We start from the raw sequence: 17,206 nt of genomic DNA, 5'->3' as shown, positions 1-17,206 counted from the left end.
TCATACGTCTGCACTTGTTACCAACCCCCTTCGATTTGATAACGGCCTTGAGGTAAGGCTCATGGATTTCAATACATCCACAGCTGCAGACGCAGTATCCACGCTTGTAAAGCATGCTTTCCCGTATTCTACAGCTTCCCGCCGGATACGGAACCCGTCCGTATGCGCCTTCCTCTTCCTGTTCAACGTATTAATCACCATCTGCACCTTCTGTTCCCGGATAACTGCCAGGACGCCTTCGTCCTCATCCACTTTTCCTACAGTTGTAACCGGAAGATTTCTTTCTTTTAAAAACCTTGCCGTTCCGGCCGTGGCAATTAAATGAAAACCCAGATCGACGAGTGTGGCTGCGAGCGGTTCCACTTCCTCTTTATCTTTATCCGCTACGGTCAACAGAACGCTTCCGTGTTCCGGAATCTTCATACCTGCTGCCAGCATACCTTTGTAGAGCGCTCTTTCCAGATCTTTATCGTATCCGATCACTTCTCCCGTCGATTTCATTTCGGGCCCGAGGGTAGTGTCGACACTTCGTAATTTTTCAAAGGAAAACACAGGTACCTTTACATATATGCCTTCTCTTTCAGGCACGATTCCGGTAGAGTAGCCTTCGTCCGTAAGTCTCAAACCCGTCATCACTTTCGTAGCCAGTCCGGCCATCTGTATTCCGGTGATTTTGCTCAGGAATGGAACCGTACGGCTGGCACGCGGGTTGACTTCGAGTACGTAAACTTTCTCTTCCTGGACTACAAACTGAATATTGATCAGTCCTTTTAAAGGCAGGTTTTTCGCTATCTTTATCGTTGCTTCTTCCAGTTGTCTGATCACTCCCTGCGAAAGGTTTTGAGGAGGATATACCGCCATCGAGTCACCCGAATGGACGCCCGCCCGTTCAATGTGCTCCATAATACCCGGTATAACCACATCTTTCCCGTCCGTAATCGCGTCAACTTCCACTTCCTTACCGGAAAGATATTTATCTATTAATACCGGATGACCATTGGAGACGAACTTCGATAAGTAATGAGTCAGCTCCTCCTCCGAATAGACGATTTCCATAGCCCTGCCCCCAAGGACATACGAAGGACGTACGAGTACCGGATATCCGACAGCCTGCGCCACGCGGTAGGCATCCTCTTTTTCATCCACGCTTTCCCCTCCGGGATGACTTACCCCGAGATTATTCAGCAATTGTTCGAAGGAGCTCCGATCTTCCGTCTTCCTGATGGAGTCGATGGTCGTTCCGAGAATCGTCACGCCTCTTTCCTCCAGCCCGTCCGCCAGATTCACCGAAGTCTGACCGCCGAACTGCAGAATCACCCCTTCCGGCTGTTCGAGATCCACAACGTTCATGACATCCTCTACAGTAAGCGGTTCAAAGTAAAGTTTGTCGGACACACTGAAATCCGTTGAGACAGTTTCAGGGTTATTGTTGATGATGATCGCTTCATACCCTAACTCTTTTAATGCAAGGACCGAGTGGACCGTAGCATAATCGAACTCCACGCCCTGGCCGATACGGATGGGTCCGGACCCGACAACAAGAACTTTCTTTCTCTTTGTTACATCTGATTCGTTGAAAGTTTCATAAGTGGAGTAGTAGTAAGGGGTCGCCGACTCAAATTCCCCTGCACACGTATCCACCATCTTGTAGACAGGAGTGATACCTTCTGAACGTCTCTTTTCACTGACGTCTGCTGCGGTGGTTTTCAGCACGCGTGCAAGATGACGGTCGGCAAAACCCTTCTCCTTGGCCCGGCTGATCAGTTCGGTATTCCAGCCTTTCTCCCCGATCTCTTTCTCCAGAAGAAGAATAGAGTCAATTTTCCGGAGAAAAAAACGGTCTATCCTCGTTTTTTCGTGAATAACTTCGAGACCGATTCCTCTTCTCATCGCTTCCGAGAGGATGAACAGACGCCTGTCATCCGCTCTGTGCATCTGTTCAAGCAGTTTTTCATCCGGGAGACCGGTGAAGTCGGGATCATAGAAGTCACCGTCATTCTGTTCAAGAGAGCGGACCCCTTTCAGAAAAGCCTCCTCAAATGTACGCCCCATTGCCATCACCTCACCGGTCGCCTTCATCTGTGTACCGAGTATACGGTTACCGTCTTCGAATTTGTCAAAAGGCCAGCGGGGGATTTTACACACGACGTAGTCGAGAGAAGGCTCGAAACAGGCAGTAGTCGTTCCTGTAACCGGATTACGGATTTCATCAAGACTCATACCTACGGCGATTTTGGCTGCGATCTTGGCAATCGGGTACCCGGTAGCTTTTGATGCGAGAGCGGAGGAGCGGCTGACCCTTGGGTTCACTTCAATGACGTAGTAATCGAAGCTCTCCGGGTCCATTGCAAGCTGAACGTTACATCCCCCCTCGATTCCCAGTGAACGGATAATTTCTGTGGAGGCATTCCTCATTATCTGATAATCCCGGTCACTCAGCGTCTGTGTCGGAGCTACTACAATCGAATCCCCCGTGTGGATCCCTACCGGATCAACGTTTTCCATAGAACAGACGACGATACAGTTATCTTTTTTGTCGCGCATCACTTCCATTTCTATTTCTTTGAAGCCGGCAATGTTCTTCTCTATGAGGCACTGATGCACCGGCGAAAGATCAAGGCCATTCCTTACAACTTCCGTGAGTTCTTCTTCGTTTCTGCAAATGCCTCCTCCGGCTCCCCCCATCGTATAAGCCGGACGTACAATCACCGGGTAACCGATATGCGCTGCGGAAGTTAAAGCCTCTTTTGCCGTTGATACGATATCACTTTCGGGGACAGGCTGCCCGATTTCCCTCATAAGAGACCGGAATAATTCCCTGTCTTCCGCTTTCTGGATTGCCTGAAGAGAAGAACCGAGAAGTTCAACGTTCATCTCTTTAAGGACTCCTGACTCATCCAGCTCCACGGCCAGGTTCAGCCCGGTCTGCCCTCCAAGTGTCGGCAGCAGAGCATCGGGACGTTCTTTACGTATGATTTTAGACAGAAAGTCCACCGTCAGGGGTTCCATGTAAACCTGGTCGGCGAACGTGTAATCAGTCATGATCGTTGCCGGGTTGGAATTGGCAAGGATGACTTCATATCCTTCTTCTTTCAGCGACTGGCAGGCCTGAGTGCCTGAATAATCGAATTCTGCAGCCTGACCTATAATAATAGGTCCGGAGCCTATAACGAGGATTTTTTTTATATTCTTATGTTCGGACATACGTCTCCTCCTTCCAATTACGTACGATACTTAAAAATCGATCAAATAAGTGGCCGGTGTCTTCAGGACCCGGGGTACTCTCGGGATGGTACTGAACGGAAAACACAGGATATCTCGCATGTTCCAAAGCTTCCACCGTATCATCATTCAGAGAGTACTGAGTGATTTTCAATTCAGTTGACATAATTGAATTATAATCAACTGAATAACCGTGATTCTGGGACGTCATATAGGTACGGTCGTTGACTTTGTCAAATACAGGCTGGTTTACCCCGCGATGGCCGAAAGGAAGTTTTTCCGTCCTTGCTCCACAAGCTCTGGCAATAACCTGATGCCCCATACAGACACCGAAGACAGGCACCTTGCCGATCAGCTTTCTTACTGTCTCTGTCGCCTCCGGTATGTGCGCAGGATTTCCGGGACCATTTGAAAGAAACACTCCATCCGGTTTCTGCCTCATTATTTCTTCAGCAGAAGTATTATAAGGCACTACCGTAATGTGACAACCTCTCTCTGTAAAGGCTCGCAGCAGACCATTTTTCATACCGTAATCGACGACTACAATCCTTTCTCCCCGATGAGGGATGACGTAAGGTTTATCAGTCGAGACGCTCGCCACCTGATCCGTCGGAAGCTCATACTCCCTCATCTCTTCCAGTACTTCCCGTACATTCCTCTCACTGCTTGTGATTACTGCCTTCATCGTCCCGGTTTCTCTTATGATTTTTGTGAGCTCTCTCGTATCGATTCCGCTGATTCCGGGTATCCCTCTTGCTTTCAGAAAAGAATCCAGCGTCTCTTCATTCCTGAAATTAGACGGGTATTCACAATGTTCCTTAACCACCACTCCCGATAAAGATGGAAAGATAGTTTCAAAATCATCCCGGTTCACTCCATAGTTTCCAATCGATGGATATGTAAAAGTTATTATCTGTCCGTAATACGAAGGATCGGACATTACTTCCTGATAACCGGTCATACCGGTCTGAAAGACGATTTCTCCTATTACATCCTTTTCGCTTCCGAATCCGTTGCCGCTGAACACCGTGCCATCTTCAAGAACGAGTCGCTTCATCATTTATTCCACCCTTCCCAGGCGATGTGCCCTTCTATCATTGTGCATTTTGGAATACCGCTCACTTTCGCCCCGTGGAACGGGGTATTTTTTCCTTTGGACAGGAACCGATGTCTGTCGATTTCCTCTTCCGTATACAGGTCAACGAATGTGAGCGTTGCAGGCTGTCCAGGTTCCAAAGTTCTCTGACTCATTGAAAAGACTTTTCTCGGTTTTGCCGTCAGCCATTCTATAAGCTGCCCGGTCGTCCAATTGCCGTTTCTGACAAAAGAGGTGTACAGCAGAGGGAAGGCCGTTTCAAGTCCGGTTATTCCGAAGGGGGCCTTCCTCATGCTCTGCTGTTTTTCATCCTCGGAATGAGGAGCATGATCGGTAGCTATAAAATCAATAGTTCCTTCTTCCAGACCCTGGATAAGCGCCTGACGATCTTCCTCGGAACGTAAGGGAGGATTCATTTTGTACATGGCGTCATCTTTATGTATATCACTTTCATTGAGAAGCAGATGATGCGGTGTAACTTCAGCTGTAATGTTGATCCCTGCATTTTTCGCTTCCCGTATCACTCTGATCGAGGACGCTGATGATACGTGACAGACGTGGTAGTGACATCCGGTTTCACCGGCAAGAATGGCATCTCTTGCTATGTGAACAGATTCTGCACTCGACGGGATCCCCGGCAGCTCCAGTCGTTCGGACACCCCGCCTTCGTGTACGACTCCGGAACCTGCAAGCCCATTATCTTCACAGTGAGCGACGATCGACATCCCGAGAACAGCAGCATTCTGCATCGCTTTTTTCATGAACGAAGCCTCCTGAACCCCCACTCCGTCATCGGTGAATGCAAATGCTCCGGCTTCTTTCAAAGCTTTCATGTCAGTGAGACTTTCTCCTTTCTGCCCAAGAGAAATGGAGGCGTAAGGCAACACTTCCACTACTGCATCATTTTTTATTCTACTCATGAGATTTTTCAGATTTTCTTTCGTATCGGGCACTGGAGAGGTATTCGGCATCGGGCAGACGGTTGTAAACCCTCCTTTGAGAGCAGCTCCCGTACCGGAGGCGATCGTTTCTTTATATTCCGCTCCGGGCTCTCTTAAGTGGATGTGTACATCAGTGAAGCCGGGTGCGACAAGGGTACCCCTGGCATCAAAAACCTCTTCCCCGCTAACCTCTCCCATTTGATTTTTAATCTCTGCAATCATTCCGTCTTTTACACGGATTTCACATGGTTGCAAAGAGTTCTCTTTCCATCGGAACGCATTTGTTATTTTCATTGTGCTTCCCCCCCATTAATTCGTCTATTATAGCCATTCTCATGTAGACCCCATTGTTCATTTGCGTAAATATACGTGATCTTTGACACTCCACTAGAGCAGAATCGATTTCAACACCACGATTAACAGGAGCAGGATGGAGAATGATGGAGTGATTCTTCATCCGCCTTTCTCTTTCTTTCGTCAACCCGTAATCCGTAAGATAGGCGGGGATATCCCCTTCCGAGTCGTGGCGCTCCTTCTGTATTCTGAGCAGCATAAGAACATCGCTCGAGGCGACGGCCTCATCCATTGTTACGTACGTCTTCCCCGGTTCCTTCCATTCGTCGGGAGAAGAAAATTGAACCTCTGCCCCAAGCTGCTTCAGAGCGTATGCGTTCGACCTCGCTACTCTGCTGTGTTTGATATCACCCGCAATAGTGACTGTCACACCTTTAAAACAGCCGAACTCTTCATAAATAGTGAACAGATCCAGCAGACTTTGCGTCGGGTGTTCACCCGTACCGTCCCCTGCGTTAATAATCGAGATTCCTTTACATTCTGAAAGTTCCTGAAGAGAATCGCGCTCGGACTGCCTGATAACCAGAATATCGGTTCCTATCGCCTCCAGAGTACGGACTGAATCATACAGCGATTCACCTTTGAGAAGGCTCGACTGCTCCGCTTCCATTTCCAGCACTTCCATCTGCATCCGCCTCTCTGCGACGTGAAAGCTTTGTCTGGTTCTCGTGCTCGGTTCAAGGAAAAGATTCGCTGCAAACCTTCCTTTCCACGTTTTCTGCTCGCCTTTTTTCATGCGTCCGGCGTTTTCAAGAAGTGAATAAATCATTTTGTTACTTAATTGATCCATAGTTAATAAGTGATTCATGGAACCCCTCCTATGCTATTTCTTCATCCTTTTCGAACACTGATTTCTGCTGCTTCTCTTCTTCCGACTGAGGAATAATGAGGTTAAGCACTATTCCCGTCAAAGCCGCAAGTGCCATCCCTCCGAGCTCTACCTGTGGAGACAGCCGGATGAAAGCACCACCCACCCCGATTACGAGAATGACAGACGTGATCACCAGATTCCGGTTATCCCCGAGGTTTACGTTATGGTCGATCATCATACGAAGCCCGCTCGCCGCTATGACTCCGAACAAAAGAATGCTGACACCGCCCATGACTGCCTGGGGTATCGAACTTATCAGAACCGTGACCATTCCTATCCACCCGAATACAATGGCCATAACCGCTGCAAGTCCTATTACGAATACGCTGAAAACCCTTGTTACAGCCAGCACTCCTATATTCTCACCATAGGTTGTGTTCGGCGGTCCCCCGAGCATGCTCGCAATCATTGTCGCCGCTCCGTCACCGAGAATCGTTTTATCGAGTCCGGGGTTCTTCAGAAAATTCCTGCCCGTCACTTTTGATAACACCATTTGGTCACCCGTATGTTCCGCGAGCGTAACGAGAGCAAAAGGCATCATAACCATGGCGATATCCAGACTGAGAACACTGAAAGGTGAATAATCGATAAAGGGAAGGAGGAAGTCCGGCGTCCGGAAGAAAGCCTGCAGAAAGCCCGTAAATGACTCGGCACCGGTCCAGTTTTCCCACTCCGTCTGAATTCCTGATGTGTCTACCACTCCGTTCACCAGTGCAAAAGTATAGCCGGTCGTAATTCCGATTAAGATCGGTATAAGGCGGAATATCCCCCGCAGGAATACCATGGCTATAATTGTAGCTCCGAGTGTGACGAGAGCGGTGGTGATGTGGATAGTACTGTAAACCTTGTCGCTTCCCGGTTCGTACATAGCCATGTCTACAGCAGTGGAAGCAAGCCCGAGGCCGATCACCATAATGACCGGTCCCACTACGACCGGCGGAAGCAGTTTAGTAAGCCACTTTACACCGAAAATCATGATGAGCAGGGAGGCAGCACCGTACACAAGCCCCGCAAGAAAGCTGCCGACCATGGCTCCCGCGACTCCGGAAGATTCGGAGATCTGGGTAATCGGATAAATAAAAGCAAAACTTGATCCTAAGTATGCCGGAACTTTCCCCCGTGTTATCAGGAGATAAGCAAGCGTTCCTGTTCCACTGGCTACGAGAGCTACTGAGGGAGATAGGCCGGTCAGAAAAGGAACCAGTATCGTAGCTCCGAACATGGCAAACAGATGCTGAAGGCTCAGGGCGAGCCATTTCGCCGGAGCCGGCTTCTCTTCAACGTCGTATACAATCTCTCTGTCATTCATTCGAATTCCTCCTCTTTTTGTGCATAAAAAAATCTCTTTGCTTCAATAAGCAAAGAGATCACAGCATCGGTACATAGGTATACCCGTGCCTTACTCCTTACCTTTGAAGCCTCTCGGGACATTCATTAAAGGTATCTTTATTCATTTTTCGTAAATGACTACTTCCTCCTGCTGATCGGTCTCCTCGAGACGTACAGTCACTACTTCTTCCTTAGAAGTCGGGATATTTTTACCGACGTAATCTGCTCGTATCGGTAATTCTCTATGACCCCGATCCACGAGCACTGCCAGCTGAATGGAGGAGGGCCGTCCGAGGTCCACGAGCGCGTCCATTGCGGCACGCACTGTCCGACCTGTATAAAGGACATCGTCTACGAGTATTACTTTCTTATCGCTGATATCGACCGGAAGTTTAGAATCCTTCAGTTCCGGTTCATGATTGTCTGTCACTTCCTTCAGATCATCGCGGTACAGGGTGATGTCAAGCTCTCCCTGAGGAAGGGACGCTCCTTCAATATCTTCGATTTTACTTTTAATTCTCGTGGCAAGAGGAACTCCCCGTGTCTTCACCCCGATAAGCACAAGGTCTTCGATGCCTTTATTTTTCTCCACGATTTCATGCGAAAGTCTTGTAAGGGTCCGCCTGATCGCTGCATCATCGAGTACAGTCGCCTTTTTATTCATATTGCATCCTCCTACAAAAAAACCTTTTCTGCACACGTGGGCAGAAAAGGTCAAAAATCCGGTTCCTTCTCAGCCTCACGGGACTGTCGTTAAAGGTCTCTTATTAACTTGTTGACTATTATTACAAAAGCCCGGGTTTTTGTCAACTCGTTTCTTCCAGTTCACGCAGAACTTTTTGGAAGTGTTCGGGTGCAGGAGCAGTAAACTTCATTCTTTCCCCGCTTACCGGGTGAGTGAAGGAAAGTGTTTTGGCATGCAGAGCCTGACCTGGAAGGGCGAGCGTTTTCCTGGGTCCATATTTGTGATCCCCTGCCAGCGGATGTTCAATATATCTCATGTGTGCCCGAATCTGATGGGTCCGTCCCGTTTCCAGTTTACAGGTAAGATGCGTGAACTCTTCAAAACGACGTTCCACGGTAAAATGAGTTACTGCATCTTTCCCCTCCTCCGTCACGGCCATGCGCTGACGTTCTTTAGGGTCACGGCCGATGGGAGCATCGATCGTACCGTGATCGTGGGCGATAACCCCGTGAGCAATCGCTTCATACTCCCTTTCCACGGTTTTTTCCTGCAGCTGATCTGCTAAATGCTGATGAGCCTTATCGTGCTTGGCTACCATCAGTAAACCGCTCGTATCTTTATCAATTCGGTGTACAATACCCGGCCGCTCCACTCCGTTAATACCGGAAAGATCGTCACAATGGTATAAAAGGCCGTTTACCAGCGTTCCGCTGTAATGGCCGGCTGAAGGATGAACCACCATCCCGACCGGCTTGTTAACTACAAGCACGTCTTCATCTTCGTAAACAATAGTAAGAGGGATATCTTCTTTTTCAATGGTAGCCGGTTTCACTTCCGGCACTGACCATGCTACAAGATCTCCTTCCTGTATTTTATAATTGCTTTTCACGTGTCGTTCATTCACAGAGACGTGGTGTTCCCTTATCCACTGCTGAACCTGAGCACGCGATACATCTTCAAGATGATCACTGAGCCACTTATCTATTCTCTTAGAAGCATCCGCCGCTTCCACATTTAATTGTTCATTCATGGCTGTTCTGTCTCCTTTTGTCTCTTGTCTTCGATAAATGTCGCTATAAGGAATAGTATAACGCCGATGGTCAAAGAAGCATCAGCAACGTTAAAAATCGGGTAATTGTAACTGCCGATGTACACATCTACGAAATCCACTACTTCTTTTCTGAACAGGCGATCGATGAAATTCCCTATTGCTCCTGCAAGTAGAAGAGCTATAGCCACAGCACTCCATCTACTGTTTTTTCCCTGCGTCTGCATGTAGTAGATCAGAAATCCCACAATCAGAACTGTAATAATATAAAAGAAAAGCATCTGGCCCTGTAATATCCCCCATGCGGCCCCCTGGTTCCTGTGAGAGGTAAGCAGAAGAAAGGAATCTATGACGGGTATTCTCTCTCCTATTTCCATATATTTAGTTACCAGCCATTTGCTGATTTGATCTATTGCAATTATCAATAATGAAAGTCCATAAAACCGAAACATTCAAATCCTCCATCCCCTGCGAGTCCTTATTATTATATCATTTATCTACGGGAAGCCAATAGTTATGTATAGAGCAGCGCTCTATGCCAGAGGAGAGCCATCACGAAATAGTGATCAGGACAACACCGAAAAAGTAATGCGCCATTTATCTTTCTTCGTCTGTCCCATCACTTCAGTCAGTTCGCTCCTCCCTTTTCCCCTTAAGGAGATAAGATCCCCTTCTTCAAGCAGAAAAGAGGGGTCATCCACCGTGCGGAAGTTGACTTTCACCTGACCTCCCTTAATATACATTACCGATTTTTTCCGCGGCATATTGTAAATCTCTTTCAGTACGACGTCTATCCTAAGCGACGACACCGTAGCAGATGATTCTTTCCACTCTTCTTCCGATGTCATCCGCGAACCCATCTCTATTTCCTTCCACGTCACCGAAGCTTTATTAATCTGCTGCAGCTGCATCTTAATAAAATCACTGATTTCGGCGGCTGCGATAATATGTATAAGGCCGTCTTTGACTATGAGATCTCCAAGCTTTTCACGCTTGATACCGAGAGACATGAATGCCCCTAATACATCCCTGTGTTCCAGGCTTACAAATTTCGCCGGGTAAGAGGCTTCCAGAAGTGTCAGCTGAAAATTCTCCTCTTCAATCGCCTCGTATTCCGGAGCTATAATCATGCGGCGTCTTTCTTCATCATCTTCTCCGGAAAATTCCACCTGAAGGTCCGTATTACGTAACAGGGAGGTGGCAATTTGCCGTTCTCTCGGGTTGAGAAAATCCGTGAGTTTTCGCTGAAACCTCATTTCGACGTTTTTCCGCCAGGCTTCCACCTGATCGATGAATGGTCTTTCTTCTTTTCTGAAGTGCTGGTATATTTCCATAGTGTCCTCCTTTTCCCTTACGCCCCGTCAAAACGAGGCACAAGACATTAACCAATAAAGAAAAAAGAACAGAAACTTCAGCTTCTGTTCTTTCTTATGCGACCACTAACATGATATATAACTGCTGAATCCCTCTTGAGGCGAAATTCAAAGTTAAAATCGCAACTATCGGAGAAATATCAATCATACCGAGTGGCGGGATAAATCTGCGGAATTGCTCCAGAAATGGTTCCGTCACTCTGGCCAGTCCCTGCCCGAAACTGGAGTCTCTTGCTCCCGGGAACCAGGACATCAAAATGTAGATAAACAATAACAAGACGTATATATCAATCGCACGTGTTAAAAGAGAAAATATCAAACCCACAAAGCATTACCACCTTCTGTTAAATTCGTCCTCGTTCTGCATTATTTCGGAGATGGAACCTGAAATTTCAACGTTTTCCGGCACACATAGGAATGTCTGAGATCCAAGCTTCTGAATATCTCCTCCAATAGCGTAAACTGTTCCGCTCAAAAAGTCCACTATCCGTTTCGCCTGGTCCCGCTCCACCCGCTGGAGATTTATGACCACTGCGCGATGACTTACGAGTTCATCCGCAATATCCTGCGCTTCACTATAATTTCTCGGTTCATGTAAAACCATTTTAGAAGATCGCTGGGCACTTTTCAAACTAACGACGTTCTGCTGTTTATTACTTCTGCTATTCTCCTCCGGCTGCCCGGTTTCGTTTTCTTCATAAGCGTCTTCTTCGACGTATTCATAATCTTCATCCAGTGTGAAAAAAGATTTGAATCTATTCTTCATACTCATGATCACTCACCTCCATAAGTTTCGTTGCCTACAAGACTTGTACCGATCCGTATGTGGGTGGCCCCTTCTTCGATTGCAATAGTATAATCGTTACTCATACCCATGGAAAGATACTCACAGGGAGCGTGCGCCATATTCTCATTCCTCACCTTATCCCGGAGGGCGCGTAACTGTCTGAATGTTGCACGCAGTTTTTCTTCATCTTCTACATGAGGGGCCATGGTCATGAGCCCGATCACTCTCACTTTCGGATAATCCTCAAGCATTTGTATAAATGGAAGAACATTTTCCGCTTCCAACCCGTGCTTCGAATCCTCTCCGCTTATATTCACCTGAACGAAACAGAACACAGCAGTCTCTGCCCGTTTATCGATTTCTTTAGCTAAAGACTTGCGATCCAGAGAATGGAGGACGTCTATCTGTCCTATCACATCTTTCACTTTCTTCGACTGAAGCGATCCGATAAAGTGCCACTTGGCCTCGTCTTTGATCTGGGAATACTTTTCAAGAAAACCTTCTTTCCGGTTCTCTCCAAGATTTACAATTCCCGCTTCAATAGCCTCTTTGGCTCTTTCTGTGCTTACGTACTTTGTTACTGCTATCGTTGTCACTTCGTCCGGATTCCGTTCAACTTTAGAACAGGCCCGTTCAATAGAATCTTCAATAATAGCTGCATTTTCTTTTACGTTCACTGTCATTGCTCCTTTCAACAGCGAGACTTGACAATATACCCGAGCATTCTCCCTGTATTGCCCCGGTCCCGGCGATGTGAAAAAAACAGCTCCTCATCTGAATATGTACAATGATCAGTGCTGTACACTCTATCTTCGCCAAGACCATGCTCTAAAGCGATTAATCTGTTCATCCGCTTAAGATCTAATTTCCATGTATTCGTATCTACAAGCTGAAGTACGTCATTTCTGTATTTCTCCGAGAATTGTTGAGCCACATTATTATCCACGATATAGTTACTTTTGGAGATACAAGGGCCGATCACCATCTCGATCGATTCCCTTTCCGCCCCTTCCGTAACCAGGGCTTCAATCATTTCTCCCGCCATGTGATTCACTGTCCCTTTCCAGCCGGCATGAGCAAGTCCTATCCAGCCGGTCTGTTTATCGCTGAAATAAAGCGGAACACAGTCGGCGTAAAAACCGGCGAGAAGTGTGTTTTCACTTTTCGTAATCAACCCGTCTGCTCCCTGCACAGCTGATTCCAGATCTTTTACACCTTTTCCCCGGTCCTCTGCGGTCACCGTCTGTACTTTCGTACCATGTACCTGCTCTGGAAAAACCCATCTTTCCAAAGGTACCTCTATCTCTTCCGCTACTACTTCCCGGTTTTTGACCACGCGTTCCGGGTCATCACCAATATGCAGACCAAGATTCAACGATCCCTCGGGGTAGGGAGAGTACCCGCCTTTACGTTTTGTGAACCCGGCAGACACTTCCGGGCTCTTCCAGTTGAATGTCAGTAATTTCTCTGATGACGAAACAAACATAACGCAACACCTCTATTGATTCCCATTTTACCACATGTTAGCCACGTATGCTTTACCAACGCCAATATTCCCTACAGGATTCTGTAGCCTGTGAAGAATGATATACCAATTTATCCTCACTGAAAGCCAAAAGGCAGCTTCATATATTACTCTATAACTTATTCCCTATTTCACTTAAATACATGTCATATTCCTAAAGGTTTACAAACACACCGGCAATCGGTCACGCTGCGCGCTTTTTCCGATAATAAGAAAAAACTTCCGCCCTTAGAGGGACGGAAGTCAGGATTAATTATCTTCTTCTGTTTCTGTTACGAAGGAAGGTTGGTATATCCAGTGTATCTTCTTCCTGAGACGGCTGCTCTTCATTTTGAGGTTCTCTCGTCTCACGTCTCGGAGATTCCTCTCTATGACGGGGCTCGGATGATGTCTGCTGCTGATTGATGTTGCGCTGTCTCGGCTTGTTCTGCCCTTCTTTCATTTGAGCTTCATCAAAACCGGTAGCAATTACTGTAACTACGATTTCATCTTTAAGATTTTCGTTAATCACAGATCCGAAGATGACGTTAACTTCCTGATCAGCTGCAGAAGTAACGATATCTGCTGCTTCCTGAACTTCATACAGGCTGAGGTTCGTACCTCCGCTGATGTTCATCAGTACCCCGTGGGCACCATCGATGGAAGTTTCCAGAAGTGGAGAGGAAATAGCTTTTTTGGCTGCTTCTGCAGCTCTGTCTTCTCCAGTAGCAATACCAATCCCCATTAACGCGGACCCTTTGTCCACCATGATCGTTTTCACATCAGCAAAGTCGACGTTAATCAGTCCAGGTACCGCAATGAGATCCGAAATACCCTGCACACCCTGACGAAGTACGTTATCTGCTTCACGGAACGCTTCAAGCATAGGGGTATTCTTGTCTACGATTTCAAGCAATCTGTCGTTCGGAATGACGATAAGTGTATCAACACTCCCTTTGAAACTGTCGATTCCTCCGGTTGCCTGCGTCGAACGTTTTCTTCCTTCGAAACTGAACGGTCTCGTCACGACACCGACGGTAAGAGCTCCGACTTCTTTAGCCACCTGAGCAATGACTGGTGCTGCTCCGGTGCCTGTTCCTCCGCCCATTCCGGCGGTAACGAACACCATGTCAGCCCCCTGAAGCGCTTCTTCGAGCTGTTCCTTGCTTTCTTCTGCTGCTTTTCTTCCTACTTCAGGGTTTGCTCCTGCGCCAAGACCTCGGGTCAACTTGTTGCCTATCTGCATTTTCACTTCTGCTTTCGACATATTCAGAGCCTGAGCATCCGTGTTTACTGCGATGAACTCAACACCCTGAACCCCATGTTCTATCATACGGTTGACAGCGTTTGAACCACCGCCCCCAACTCCAATGACTTTAATGGTTGCTAACTGATCCATGCTCGTATCAAAATCTAACATCATTCGTTCCTCCTAACCGACTTATCACATTCTTTTATTTTAATCAAAAAATGCTTTAATAAATTTTGAAAAACCTGTTTCTTCTTTTTCTTTTGATGATTGTTGCTTTTGTGTTTGGGATTTCTGTTTTGGTTTTTGAGCTTTCGGCTGTTTCGGTGCAGTTTTAGCAGGTTCCCCTATATTCTGCACACTCGGGAAGATATCTTTCCCTTGTATTTTCGCATTGCGGTAAGCAAATTGCAAGGTACCGACCCCACTCGTATATTTAGGGTCACGTACGCCCAGGTAATCAGGAACTGCAAGTCTTAAATTTGCACTGAAAACGTCCTGAGCCAGCTCGAGAACTCCCGGCATGTTCATAGATCCTCCTGTAAGCACGAAACCGCCCGGAAGATCCTGGACTCCCATGCGCTGTAATTCTTTTGCCACCATAACATACACTTCTTCCATTCTGGCTTCAATCATATCAGAGATATCTACCTGATTGTAAGTTTCCTGCTGGTTGCTTCCGATAATGTTTACTGAAAATGTCTCCTGTTCGTTCGCATCCTCATAAAACGCATGGCCATGTTCCACTTTGATACTTTCAGCTTCTTCTGTGGAGGTCCGCAGGCCTACTGACAAATCCTTAGTAATATTGTCGCCTCCCACGGGGATCATAGCTGTGCCGACGAGGTGTCCTTCTTTGAACACCGAGATGGTCGTAGATCCTCCTCCTACATCCATAAGCGCTATCCCGAGGTGTTTCTCATCCTCCGACAGTGCAGCAGTGCCTGTTGCCAGAGGCTGGAGACATACATCAATCACCTCGAGCCCGGCTCTTTCCACGCAGCGCAATGTATTATGCAACACTGTTTTAGTACATGTGATGATCGTTCCTTCCATCTCGAGCCGGACGCCTATCATTCCCCGTGGATCCGTTATTTCATCCTGTCCATCCACGATGAATTCTTTCGGGATTACATCTATGATTTCTCTTTCCGGCGGGACCGAGACGACTTGTGCCGCATCTATAACCCTGGCGATATCTTCATCTTCGATTTCACGATCTTCACTCGACACGGCGACGACCCCATGACAGTTTTGCAACTGTACGTGGTTGCCATTCACTCCTACGACTACGCGGTCGATTTTCATATCCACCATACGTTCGGCCTGATCCACTGCAGAATGGATAGACTGGACAGTCTTGTCAATATCTACAATGGCACCTTTTTTCATTCCGAGAGAAGGAGCCGTTCCTACCCCTATTACGTTCAGGGAATCATTGGCTACCTCCCCGATTATTGCTTTTATCTCGCTCGTGCCTACATCCAGGCTCACGAGTATTTCTTTTTCATTATTCAATCTGGCGCACCTCCTGTAAACGACCATAAAAAATATTCCATCCAGTATAAGGATAACATTTTTCAGAACCGGTTGATTTAATCAACTGTAATGAATAATTTCTTTTTGAATACTGTTTTTGTTCAACTGCCCGGTGTGTTCACTGTCTCAATATAAAGCCACATCCGGTCTTTCACTGGTTTACAACTTCGGCAGAACGTCAGCCTTCTTCCTCCCGCTCCTGCGGACTTTCTTCTGACGGGATATTTCCCTGCTCCTCTTCCGTTTCCAGTTGTTCTTTGTCACCACCGGCGTATGACTCAAAGTACGTCCCTACACCTACATGGATAACCCCTTCCGCATCCGGATCCAATTGGGAAACGATGGAAGGATAACTGGGCATCTTTTCGGAAAATTGCCGGACGGATGCTATTACCGTGTACCCGTCACTCATGTACAACCGTACTCTGTCCCGTTCGTCTTCGTCCATCCAGTGGATTTCGGAAATCAAGTTCGAAACGCTGGCGGGTAAGGAATTCAGTTCTTTAGCCAATTTCGTTAAATGTTTATTATCCGGGAAGCCGTAGAAGATAGGAGCGTCTCCGCCCGGATTTTCGACGAGGGCGTCCCCGAGTATCGTTCCGTCCTCAAGGATCGGAGCAAACTGTTCCTCCACCTTAACGTAGGCAATTCTATGTTTCTCATCCAGTGAAATTTCAATACCTCCGGTCAGGGTGCGTCTAACTTCCGTACTGCTGACCTCCGGAAGCCCTTTTATTTTATCGGAAACAGCTTTCGGGTCTATTCCCCATAAATTACTCGTCCCGGTTATACCACTAACTTCTTTGACTTCACTCTTAGTCAGGTCTTCATCTCCTTTTACTTCTACATACCTTACGTGACTAAGTGGAGATTGAAGATATATTACAATCCCTATCAGCAGAGAGAGGAGAATCAGGTAAAAAATCAGCTGGCGGGCAGCTTTCTTTTTTCTTCGTTCTTTCAACTGAGGCATGCGCTCTTCAATTGAAACGACATTCTTTTCTTTCTTCATCTCAGGCTCTCCTTATGTACGTGCAGGTATAACGCCTGAACGGTACAGTTGCAATCCCTTTTATTGTATCACACATAAAAGCTTCTACGTAGTCGATAATTGAAGGAAAATCAAAAAAATTAGACTATTGTTTCAGTCCGGTTCTTCTTTCGGCCAAGCCGTTTAAAAATCCGGGGGCAGAAGGTTCCGAAAATGG

Annotated in this window: 16 protein-coding genes; all 16 read right to left on the bottom strand. The window is 47.0% G+C overall.

Annotated features, from left to right (window positions below):
* Entirely contained in the window at nt 1-3,204 is a 3,204-nt protein-coding gene (gene carB / locus BW931_RS04435) for a carbamoyl-phosphate synthase large subunit (protein WP_076570316.1), read from the bottom strand.
* A complete protein-coding gene (gene carA, locus BW931_RS04430) occupies nt 3,191-4,279 on the bottom strand; it encodes a glutamine-hydrolyzing carbamoyl-phosphate synthase small subunit (RefSeq protein ID WP_093105585.1) in 1,089 nt (362 codons plus the stop codon). Before carA ends, carB begins: the two co-directional genes overlap by 14 nt.
* Nucleotides 4,279-5,553 carry a dihydroorotase gene (locus BW931_RS04425; RefSeq protein ID WP_076570312.1) on the bottom strand — a complete coding sequence of 425 codons (1,275 nt, stop codon included), beginning with the start codon at nt 5,551-5,553 and terminating at the stop codon, nt 4,279-4,281. The genes carA and BW931_RS04425 overlap by 1 nt, the downstream gene beginning before the upstream one ends.
* Entirely contained in the window at nt 5,501-6,421 is a 921-nt protein-coding gene (locus BW931_RS04420; RefSeq protein WP_076570310.1) for an aspartate carbamoyltransferase catalytic subunit, read from the bottom strand. Before BW931_RS04420 ends, BW931_RS04425 begins: the two co-directional genes overlap by 53 nt.
* Before the next feature lie 10 nt (nt 6,422-6,431).
* A complete protein-coding gene (locus tag BW931_RS04415) occupies nt 6,432-7,793 on the bottom strand; it encodes a uracil-xanthine permease family protein (protein WP_076570308.1) in 1,362 nt (453 codons plus the stop codon).
* A 141-nt stretch (nt 7,794-7,934) separates the two neighbouring features.
* The gene (pyrR, locus tag BW931_RS04410; protein WP_076570305.1) at nt 7,935-8,477 is read right to left on the bottom strand and encodes a bifunctional pyr operon transcriptional regulator/uracil phosphoribosyltransferase PyrR; all 543 of its coding nucleotides are present in this window, start codon (nt 8,475-8,477) and stop codon (nt 7,935-7,937) included.
* Between the two features lie 142 nt (nt 8,478-8,619).
* Nucleotides 8,620-9,528, bottom strand: a complete 909-nt coding sequence (locus tag BW931_RS04405; protein WP_076570303.1) for an RluA family pseudouridine synthase — start codon at nt 9,526-9,528, stop codon at nt 8,620-8,622.
* Nucleotides 9,525-9,998, bottom strand: a complete 474-nt coding sequence (gene lspA / locus BW931_RS04400; RefSeq protein WP_076570301.1) for a signal peptidase II — start codon at nt 9,996-9,998, stop codon at nt 9,525-9,527. Before lspA ends, BW931_RS04405 begins: the two co-directional genes overlap by 4 nt.
* Nucleotides 9,999-10,112: 114 nt before the next feature.
* On the bottom strand, nt 10,113-10,880 hold the full coding sequence (locus tag BW931_RS04395; protein ID WP_076570299.1) for a YlmH family RNA-binding protein: 768 nt from the start codon (nt 10,878-10,880) through the stop codon (nt 10,113-10,115).
* A 94-nt stretch (nt 10,881-10,974) separates the two neighbouring features.
* Complete coding sequence (locus BW931_RS04390; RefSeq protein ID WP_076570297.1) at nt 10,975-11,244, bottom strand: YggT family protein; 270 nt, start codon at nt 11,242-11,244, stop codon at nt 10,975-10,977.
* 6 nt (nt 11,245-11,250) lie between these two features.
* Nucleotides 11,251-11,691, bottom strand: a complete 441-nt coding sequence (locus BW931_RS04385) for a cell division protein SepF (protein WP_076570294.1) — start codon at nt 11,689-11,691, stop codon at nt 11,251-11,253.
* A gap of 2 nt (nt 11,692-11,693) precedes the next feature.
* A complete protein-coding gene (locus BW931_RS04380) occupies nt 11,694-12,383 on the bottom strand; it encodes a YggS family pyridoxal phosphate-dependent enzyme (protein ID WP_200802034.1) in 690 nt (229 codons plus the stop codon).
* A 14-nt stretch (nt 12,384-12,397) separates the two neighbouring features.
* Nucleotides 12,398-13,192 (bottom strand): peptidoglycan editing factor PgeF, encoded by a 795-nt coding sequence (gene pgeF / locus BW931_RS04375; protein ID WP_076570291.1) that lies wholly within the window; start codon nt 13,190-13,192, stop codon nt 12,398-12,400.
* A 292-nt stretch (nt 13,193-13,484) separates the two neighbouring features.
* Nucleotides 13,485-14,630: a cell division protein FtsZ gene (gene ftsZ / locus BW931_RS04370; protein ID WP_008589762.1), complete on the bottom strand. Its 1,146-nt coding sequence runs from the start codon at nt 14,628-14,630 to the stop codon at nt 13,485-13,487.
* Nucleotides 14,631-14,669: 39 nt separating this feature from the next.
* Nucleotides 14,670-16,004 (bottom strand): cell division protein FtsA, encoded by a 1,335-nt coding sequence (ftsA, locus tag BW931_RS04365; RefSeq protein ID WP_052034745.1) that lies wholly within the window; start codon nt 16,002-16,004, stop codon nt 14,670-14,672.
* A gap of 172 nt (nt 16,005-16,176) precedes the next feature.
* Entirely contained in the window at nt 16,177-17,010 is an 834-nt protein-coding gene (locus BW931_RS04360; RefSeq protein ID WP_076570289.1) for a cell division protein FtsQ/DivIB, read from the bottom strand.
* Between the last annotated feature and the right edge of the window lie 196 nt (nt 17,011-17,206).

The organism is Salimicrobium salexigens, assembly GCF_900156705.1.
Classification (GTDB): domain Bacteria; phylum Bacillota; class Bacilli; order Bacillales; family Halobacillaceae; genus Salimicrobium; species Salimicrobium album.
This window is presented reverse-complemented; position numbering and strand designations above follow the sequence as displayed.

Bases quoted from the DNA above. Each gene is read 5' to 3' on its own strand.
- carB (WP_076570316.1), bottom strand. From the start codon at position 3,204: ATGTCCGAACATAAGAATATAAAAAAAATCCTCGTTATAGGCTCCGGA.
- carA (WP_093105585.1), bottom strand. From the start codon at position 4,279: ATGAAGCGACTCGTTCTTGAAGATGGCACGGTGTTCAGCGGCAACGGA.
- BW931_RS04425 (WP_076570312.1), bottom strand. From the start codon at position 5,553: ATGAAAATAACAAATGCGTTCCGATGGAAAGAGAACTCTTTGCAACCA.
- BW931_RS04420 (WP_076570310.1), bottom strand. From the start codon at position 6,421: ATGAATCACTTATTAACTATGGATCAATTAAGTAACAAAATGATTTAT.
- BW931_RS04415 (WP_076570308.1), bottom strand. From the start codon at position 7,793: ATGAATGACAGAGAGATTGTATACGACGTTGAAGAGAAGCCGGCTCCG.
- pyrR (WP_076570305.1), bottom strand. From the start codon at position 8,477: ATGAATAAAAAGGCGACTGTACTCGATGATGCAGCGATCAGGCGGACC.
- BW931_RS04405 (WP_076570303.1), bottom strand. From the start codon at position 9,528: ATGAATGAACAATTAAATGTGGAAGCGGCGGATGCTTCTAAGAGAATA.
- lspA (WP_076570301.1), bottom strand. From the start codon at position 9,998: ATGTTTCGGTTTTATGGACTTTCATTATTGATAATTGCAATAGATCAA.
- BW931_RS04395 (WP_076570299.1), bottom strand. From the start codon at position 10,880: ATGGAAATATACCAGCACTTCAGAAAAGAAGAAAGACCATTCATCGAT.
- BW931_RS04385 (WP_076570294.1), bottom strand. From the start codon at position 11,691: ATGAGTATGAAGAATAGATTCAAATCTTTTTTCACACTGGATGAAGAT.
- pgeF (WP_076570291.1), bottom strand. From the start codon at position 13,192: ATGTTTGTTTCGTCATCAGAGAAATTACTGACATTCAACTGGAAGAGC.
- ftsZ (WP_008589762.1), bottom strand. From the start codon at position 14,630: ATGTTAGATTTTGATACGAGCATGGATCAGTTAGCAACCATTAAAGTC.
- ftsA (WP_052034745.1), bottom strand. From the start codon at position 16,004: ATGGTCGTTTACAGGAGGTGCGCCAGATTGAATAATGAAAAAGAAATA.
- BW931_RS04360 (WP_076570289.1), bottom strand. From the start codon at position 17,010: ATGAAGAAAGAAAAGAATGTCGTTTCAATTGAAGAGCGCATGCCTCAG.